Genomic DNA, 8190 nt, shown 5'->3' on the forward strand with positions numbered 1-8190 from the left:
TATCCTTAAAATAAATAAGCCATTATTATGAAATAAATATTATATGATAACTTCGGTGTTATTATCAAGCAAAATTCAGGCTATAGCAGGAAAACATATAAAAATAAGTCTGTTTATGAATATGGTTTCTCGTCGAATTTTTCATGCAGGATAGAGGCCTTTACCTTTTTAATGCTGTTAAGATACGTCCGGTATAAGCTCAGATAAAAGGTGAGAGGCCGGGAAAAATTTTTGCCTAGAATTCCGTCCACAAACAATCTGCTGATATGATGCTCATGACGCAGCATGTTCTGGGCCTGGAAAAATATTGCCTTTTCTTCCGGCGTCATGTCTGAAACCACACGTATTAATGAGGATTGGGCCCTGGGCAGGTACATCCAGAAATAAAACAGATCCAGGGCATTAATGATGATCAGTGTTGCCAGATCCCGGACTTCCGAGTTCTTGTTATCCAAAAGTATGCTTGAGTTTTCTAAAATATTCAATTCTTCCGTTTCCGGAAACAGCATGATGAGTTGGGAGTAAATATCAAAAAGTTCAGAAATTTTTTTCCGGATATTTTGTTTCCTAAGTCGTGTGTAGACAGAGCGGTCTGCCGCAGCTTCAATAAATCCGGCCACAACATCAGATGCTCCTTTTGAAATGATAGCCGCCCATTTTTGAAGAATCCCGTTAACATTTGGAATATTGAAAGACCCTAAAATAGTTCCTGTTAGTGTACTGAGTACGACGGCAACCGGAATGGAAAGGATGCTCCTGAAAAAATTGCCGGTCACGGCTCCTTTGGGCAGTCCCCTGAAAAAATTATGGCTGGAAAGATATATACCGTTGGCAAGACCCATGACGCTATAAAGCATCACAGGGCCGCTATTTATCGTAATGCCCAATGTTTTGTCCAAAAGAAGTGTTTTAACAAGATAATCCAGAAGAGGGACTGAGAACCCTGTAAATAGAAGGGAATCCGCAAGCCTGTCCCAACTGACGTAGTCATTCCATTTTAAACGTGATGCCCTTCTAATACCACCTCCGCCGAGTACCGACTGTATCACATTTCTTATGCCCGTTATTCCGAACCACATCAAGGCACCAAAATAGGCCAGAAGCCACCACTCTTTGGTCAGCATGAAACAAAGCTGGGCCGGAATAAATCCTACAATGACCTTGAAAAAATTTTTAAGCGGGGTGTTAAGGTATTTAAAAGATTTTTTTGATTTTGATTTTGATTTTTCATCGGATGTTGCAACAAGATTGTTTTTTTGTCCCATCAAAGCTGATCGTCCAAGGGTCACCAGATTACCTTTGGAACCGGGGTCAAGCAGGTAAAATTCCGGTATCCACGACCTTTTCATCGTGGAAAATAGCCTGTGTATACCAGGTATCCAGGCAATAGTATCGGAAAGAGATTCAGGATGGGATGTGGTGGTACACAGGTTGGTTTTGACATTAACAGGAAGGCGCAGTCTGCTGCCGTTTTCTTTTCTGATTTTTTTCCGAACCCTGAAGGGCAGGGTATCAAGAACCGCAAACCCCATGCCGTAATGCCCCGGCTTACCTGTAGAGTCGGACCCGATTCTTAACTTTATGGGACGGGCATCAAACATATGCTTGAATTCGTTAATGTCGTTGAGGATCATAGACAGGTTGTTCAGCCGGTCTTGCTTCTGATGGAGATCATGTTTTTGGACATCTGCAATAATTTTTGAAATAATGCGCTTTAACTTTAATATACTCCCCTGATTGACCGCTTCTTTCAGTTCATTGACGCGCAGCATGACTTCATTGTCCAGGGGATTGTATTTTTTTAGATTGATAATTTCAATTCTATTGATCCTGCCGTAGCTTTCATATAAAAGTTCAAGCACATCTTCAGGCCCAAGCCTGTCAAGATTGAGGGTAATTCGGAAATCGTCAAGAAGTTCTTCAACTTGGTCCAAAAGTGTGCAAAAGCTTACACAAAGCCTTGGGGGGGAAGAATCTCCTTTTTCTTTAACATAATCGTAAAGCCCGCTGAAAAAGTTTGCGCCATCAAGGTATTGTTCAAGAATGTCACTGACCATGAAATCATTGATTGTTTTGGACAGACGGTCAAGGTGCGTTTCGGCCTCCGGAGTGGTTTCTCTCTCTTTTAATCGGGAAATCTCTATTTGAATGGCCTTAATGACTTTTGAGTGGATGAATTCGCCAAGGTATTGAAAGCTTGGCTGACCAGGTCCGACAAAATCGAGAAATTCTTCAGCCACAACAGGCGTCATGGTGATATCAAGATCCCGGCACAATTCCATACGTCCTGACGCATTGAATTCGTCCAGCAAGCGATAGAGATATTTTTCCTGGAACTTTTCAAGGGCTTTCCCTTGTTCCATGAACTGAATCACTGATGGTCGGGCAAGAAAGCTCAAAAAGGATTCAAGGTTAGGCAGCCCCCGGGAGACCCAGATAAGAGAGATATATCTGTCCCGGTGAAGGGGCCAGAATTCAATACCGATTCTCAGATCAATTTCCATGATCCTGGCCGCTTCAATCAGCTCCAATGCGCATTTGGGTTCAATATAGTGATAGTATATCACACGCAGACTTCGAATGCCTTTGATCCAGGCATCCATGATCAGGTGTGTGGCACTTTTTCTGCCCGATGTGTTTGCATCATGGACATGGTCATCAAAGGTGATCTGATTCCACTCTTCGGGCATTTCAAGCAGATGGTAGTGGTCAAGCAGATGTCGGATAGCCCTGGGTTTGCCAAATGCGGCAATTCTGAAATCGTGGGCCAGTTTAAGCTGATGTTCAGGTTCTCCCTTTGCCCGAACCAGGTCTTTCATAATCTGCAGCAATACCCTGGACGTATTTTTGGGCATGGGACCGCCAACGGTGTCCACAAGATCGTCCTTAAGGCCTGCCAAGGCTTTAAGGCGTCGTGTGATATCACCGCTTTCAATGGATTCCATGAGGTTGACAATGGAATACGCAGCGCGAAGGCCTCTGGATTCTGCAAGTTCTTTTATCCCTAAAGGGTGAAAATAAGGATATAGCAGTTTGCTTGTGTACCCGAGCGTTTTGGGTTCGTTATACACCGAGGTTACAATCTCAATGAGTTTGTAATCCCGCCGGTCAAAAAAGATAGAATTAATGGCCTTCCACATCAAAAAATCCGCCTTAATGTAAATTTACCAGTGCCCTTGCCTCTGAAAGAAAATCCATACCGGCCATGGCAGGCTGGAGCCCAAATGTACGCCCGGACACAAATGGGCATAAAACTCAACACATTTTTGAAAAAATATTTGTTTTCAAGTTACAATCCCGGCATAAAAACTCCTTTGTTCGCTTCCATCGGCTTTTTAACGTGACAGCAAATTCCATAAAACATACAGAATGATGACGTGTCAAGGAAGAACTATGGATTTAGACTTGCAAATCTATGCGCAATAATATATTTTTCACATCATTAAATGCCTGGGTGGCGGAACTGGTAGACGCAAGGGACTTAAAATCCCTCGGTGCTTAGCACTGTACGAGTTCAATTCTCGTCCCAGGTACCAATAATATCAAGGCTTTCAGCGTTTCAGTTGCGAGCCTTTTTATTTTGGATGCGGTCACTGTGCCTGAAATTGTGCCCAACTGATTTTTCAGGTAATCATCGTGATTTTAAGGAAAGATAAAAATCGAAGAGGTATGGGACATCATGAGGAACAAAGGAAAGTTCGATATGTTTCGTTTTCTCCGCAACCTCAAGGCACTTCCCTCAGAACCAAAAGAATAATTCAGCGAACAAGGCAATGCATCGGGCCATGGTCAGCGCAGATGATTAGGTCGATTCGGTGCTTTTAATCAAATTCCCCTTTAAAACCTAACTAAAGCTCACCCCAGCGCCCTAACCAAAGGATCATCACTTCTCAAAACAGTGCAAGATTCAGTTTCCTGGTCAAAAACAATAACGGCCTTGCCGGATCTAATCTGGGCCATCACCTGGGCAATCTTTGTTTCCAGGGGAATCTCTACTTCACCATAGTCCGTGCCGTCTCGGGTGACAAATCCTTCAATAACACCCTGGAGAGCTTCCGGGCTCAATTGATCATAAGGGATTTTAACAGCTTTCACTTTTCAGGTTTCCAGTCATTCAGCGTTATATTTGCTCACACAGGTCGCATAAATGGCATTAGGCACTCCGTCCTTGTTCACTGTGGATAATATAACAGGGCCTTTGTGGCTCTCCCAGTCTTTACTGGTTTCTTGAGGTAATGCAGGCATATTTTATCTGCTTTGATTTAAGTTTTTTGCCTAATCCGGGAACCTGTTCACATGAACAGAACCCATGAACAGAACCCAAGTTAGCATATATCGTGCCTGCCGTCCCCCAGGTTACTCTTTTTGTAGAGCCTGGAATCAAAAACACCCTGACAAAAATTTAAAAATAGGCATCGGAAAAATATATTAAATTAAGTCAGTGAATTTGGGGATTGACAAGCAGACACAATTCCATTAAAAAAAGGGCTCTACGCCGGAGTGGTGGAATTGGTAGACGCAGAGGACTCAAAATCCTCCGGCCTTCGGGCCTTGTCGGTTCAAGTCCGACCTCCGGTACCAGCTTCCAGGAAGGGTTTTGGCTATTTTAGATAAAAAGTCAAAACCCTTCTTTTTTTGCTTTAGGTAACACTTTCCTTTTTAAATAATGCATCTCTCCGGCGGTTTCGTTCATTCAGGCTTTCATAGTGTCGAGGCATAATATCTTCTGTTTTTTGATGATAGAGTATGTTCATGGTAGCCATGAACATACTCTATCATCTGGGACTTTGATACTAAAAATTAAAATGATCTCCTTATTTTGTGCTCATTCCTTAATACCTGTGGATATAAAATCTTCCTTTTTTGGATTCTTTATATGAAGTACCTTTGCAATCTCGGACCTGTACTGATATAATTTGGACCCATGAATATCGAACTTTCTGACAATTTTTATTTTTCAAAGGGTTCTGCCCTGGTACCGGTTATTGTCCTGCTGTTGGTTATAATACTGTTGACAATGCCCTCGTGTCAGGTTGGACAAGCCTCCTATCCTGATCCAGACCTTGTCCGTTTCCAGAGCCGCATTATAGATTACGGTTCACGGATCAATCCGAGATTTAAAAAAAAGGTACGCACCAGGACCCGGCTGATCATCGTGCATACTTCCGAGCTGGAACTGGAAAGTACTTTAAGAGTGGTTTCCAGAGGCAAGCGGCTTGAAAACGGCCGGACCACACCCGGCGGGCATGCCAATTATGTTATTGCCAGGAACGGGACGGTTTACCGGATTCTGGATAAAAAATACCGGGCTGACCATGCCGGCCTGTCCATGTGGGACGGGAGGTCTGATGTCAGCGATATCTCCGTGGGCATCGAATTTGTCGGCTACCACGATGCCCCCTTGACCACCAGTCAATACACGTCTGCGGAGATGCTTCTGTTGATGCTTAAACGGGCCTATGGACTTCAGGATAAAGACATTCTGACCCACAGTCAGATTGCATACGGCAAACCCAATCCATGGTTTTCCAACAATCACAGAGGGCGTAAACGATGTGCGAAAAATTTTGACAGAACCCGGGCAGGACTCGGGCCAACCTGGCCTTTTGATCCTGATGTCAGGGCTGGTCGTCTTACACCGGATCCCATGCTGGCCCAGGTGTTTTATCCGGATTCCAATGCTGTTGCTCATAAAGGCAATACGGCGTTTCAAGTCTTGAAATCCGATGTTATTTCTAAACGAAATCCTGCCTGGGCCATTGCCGGTGACGATTATAATGCCTCCAGCACGGTCTATGTGCTGCCTGGCGGAAACACCCTGGCGGGTGACAGGGTCGCCTCAAGTTTGGGCTGGGACCGTTTGCCCGTGGGCACAAAGGTATTGCTCAACCAGCAGACGGCACAAGTTCGGCAAGAGGCTAAAGACATCATAAAAATCATTTCCGGACGGATGACCGCCAGGTGCCATGCTGGAGAGGCTTACCATGCTGCCTCCACCATTTATTTTCTTCCCTCGGATCGGATTTTGAGGGGATGTGCAATTTCGGACTGGGATGACCTGCCGTCAGGTACCCGTCTGGTGGTGGGGTATAAAGGCCCTTTTATCATAACAAAAGATAAAACGGCTTATGGGATAGCCGGTGCAAAGTTTAAAGATCCCGGAACCGTTTACCATATTCCGGGCCGGGGTCCAGTCCAGGGCAACAGGATTCCGGATTTCAAGGATTTGCCTAAAGGAACAGGTGTTTACCTCCCAACCTCGGGTTAATGGCAGGAAACCGGCAATAGCTTTTTTTTTCCGATTCCTTATCCTCCCTTACACATAATTGATATGGGAAAACTTAAATCCCGCTACGGCAGGTATTTATGTCAAAGCGAAAACGGAAATATTTCAACTGCCTGGAATCCCCGCCTATGTTATGATATAAAATATACGGCTGTGCTCGGTATGTTTTAATGAAAGATTAGCGGCTACGGGTTGGATTTTTAACGGATTTGATGTGGGCTGACCGATTATGACCGTGTCGGCCGTTGTTCATAAGTACTTATTCCAGGAAAGTATTATTTAGCGTGGAAAATAAGAATTATAGCTTAGATAACAATCTTTTGTGTTTGAGAACCGAATGCGGAGAGTATCAATTTAAGATTGGTGGGGAGATTGGGCAGGGTGATGCCGAACGTATTGCAACGGTGATGATCGCTGAAATGGAAAAAGCGGACAAGACCTTTGACGGACAGAATAAGCCCAATGCATATGTCAAACTGCTGCTGGCCAATCTGAACCTGGCAGACCGGTATGTCAGGCTTCGAAACAGATATGATGAACTGCTTAAAGCCCATGAGCCTCTCAAAATACCTCCCGGTGATCCTGTTGTCGATCTGCCTGCTTCTTTAGAGTCAATACCCTTAAAAACGGATGAAGAAAAGCCGACTGCCTGTCAAGATGATGATATTTCGGGTTTGACCCTTGAGTTCGAAGCCTGCGCCTCCCCTTTACCCATTCCTGAAATAAGGGATACCCCGCGGCCGGAGCCTGACCTGAAGGAACCCGAAAAAAACACCGTGCAGACACCAGCCTCCCCCGGGTTTTTGGTGACACAGGTCCTTGATACCCTGAAAAAAGCCAGAGAGGGCCAGTCAAAACCCGTGGAGACACCGGAAAACGAGGTAAAAATTACGAATCCTGTCCGGCCGGATTCAGCCAAGCCCGCAGACAAGCCTTTCTCCCGGGAAAATGTTCAGAACAGTGGTGATGGCGCGTACCGACTGCCTTCCCTGGATTTTCTTNNTTTCTTGAAAAGGGCGGCGAGGAGACCGTGGTGGACCATGAGGCCATCAGACGGGATGCTGAATTGCTGGAGCAAAAATTGGGATACTTCGGCATCAAGGGCGAAATCATGGAAGTACTGCCGGGTCCTGTAATCACCACCTTTGAGTACAAGCCCGCCCCTGGTATCAAGATCAGCAAGATCGTGAGCCTGGCCGATGATCTGGCCCTGGCCTTAAGCGCCTTGAGTATCCGTATTGTGGCCCCTATTCCGGGCAAGGATGTCATTGGTATTGAGATTCCTAATCCCGCCATGTGTGTTGTGCCTTTCAGGGATGTTGTGGGCGCTTCAGCTTTTTCTGAAACCAAATCCCCTGCGCCCATCTGCCTGGGTAAGGATATCATCGGAAAACCCGTGGTGGTAGGACTTGAAAGAATGCCTCATCTGCTTATTGCCGGTGCCACAGGAACAGGTAAAAGCGTGGCGCTCAACGCGATGATCTGCAGCATTCTGTATAAATCAAGCCCTGACCAGGTTAAATTCATTATGATTGATCCCAAGCGTATTGAACTCTCATTGTTCAACGACATTCCTCATCTGATTACCCCTGTGATCACAGACATGAAAAAGGCCAATATTGCCCTTCAGTGGGTAGTCAGGGAAATGGAGCAGCGGTATGAGAAACTGGCCCTGCTGCATGTGCGAAACATAGAGCAGTACAATAAAAAAGTCCGGACCACTGATTTGTCACAGATGGATTTGTCGGATATGGACGAGGAATTTACCCCCTTTCCCTATATTGTCGTAATCATTGACGAACTGGCCGATCTGATGATGACCGCCAGCAAGGATATTGAATTTTCTTTGACCCGCATTGCCCAGATGGCAAGGGCTGCAGGCATCCACCTGATTCTGGCCACCC

General features: G+C 45.3%; 4 protein-coding genes and 2 tRNA genes. 4 read left to right on the forward strand and 2 right to left on the reverse strand.

From position 1 onward, the window contains the following. Window positions 1–113: 113 nt before the first annotated feature. Window positions 114–3140, reverse strand: a complete 3027-nt coding sequence (locus B3D59_RS13210) for a hypothetical protein (RefSeq protein ID WP_286820300.1) — start codon at window positions 3138–3140, stop codon at window positions 114–116. Window positions 3141–3448: 308 nt separating this feature from the next. Between B3D59_RS13210 and B3D59_RS13215 the strand changes: the two genes are divergently transcribed. Then, window positions 3449–3536: transfer RNA gene (locus B3D59_RS13215), tRNA-Leu, on the forward strand. 319 nt (window positions 3537–3855) lie between these two features. Here B3D59_RS13215 and B3D59_RS13220 read toward each other — a convergent pair. Continuing rightward, window positions 3856–4095 (reverse strand): YheU family protein, encoded by a 240-nt coding sequence (locus tag B3D59_RS13220; protein WP_277003349.1) that lies wholly within the window; start codon window positions 4093–4095, stop codon window positions 3856–3858. A gap of 399 nt (window positions 4096–4494) precedes the next feature. Here B3D59_RS13220 and B3D59_RS13225 point away from each other — a divergent pair. From B3D59_RS13225 to B3D59_RS18330, 3 genes are all read left to right on the forward strand, one after another. Then, a tRNA-Leu gene (locus B3D59_RS13225) sits at window positions 4495–4581 on the forward strand. Between the two features lie 343 nt (window positions 4582–4924). Continuing rightward, window positions 4925–6268 (forward strand): N-acetylmuramoyl-L-alanine amidase, encoded by a 1344-nt coding sequence (locus tag B3D59_RS13230; RefSeq protein ID WP_286820301.1) that lies wholly within the window; start codon window positions 4925–4927, stop codon window positions 6266–6268. A 1051-nt stretch (window positions 6269–7319) separates the two neighbouring features. Then, window positions 7320–8190, forward strand: an 871-nt coding sequence (locus B3D59_RS18330; RefSeq protein WP_349676893.1) for a DNA translocase FtsK, incomplete at its 3' end; no start/stop codon positions are given.

Origin of the sequence: Desulfobacter sp. UBA2225 (assembly GCF_002348205.1) — a bacterium.
GTDB classification, from domain to species: Bacteria; Desulfobacterota; Desulfobacteria; order Desulfobacterales; family Desulfobacteraceae; genus Desulfobacter; species Desulfobacter postgatei.

Bases quoted from the DNA above. Each gene is read 5' to 3' on its own strand.
- B3D59_RS13230 (WP_286820301.1), top strand. From the start codon at position 4,925: ATGAATATCGAACTTTCTGACAATTTTTATTTTTCAAAGGGTTCTGCC.
- B3D59_RS13210 (WP_286820300.1), bottom strand. From the start codon at position 3,140: ATGTGGAAGGCCATTAATTCTATCTTTTTTGACCGGCGGGATTACAAA.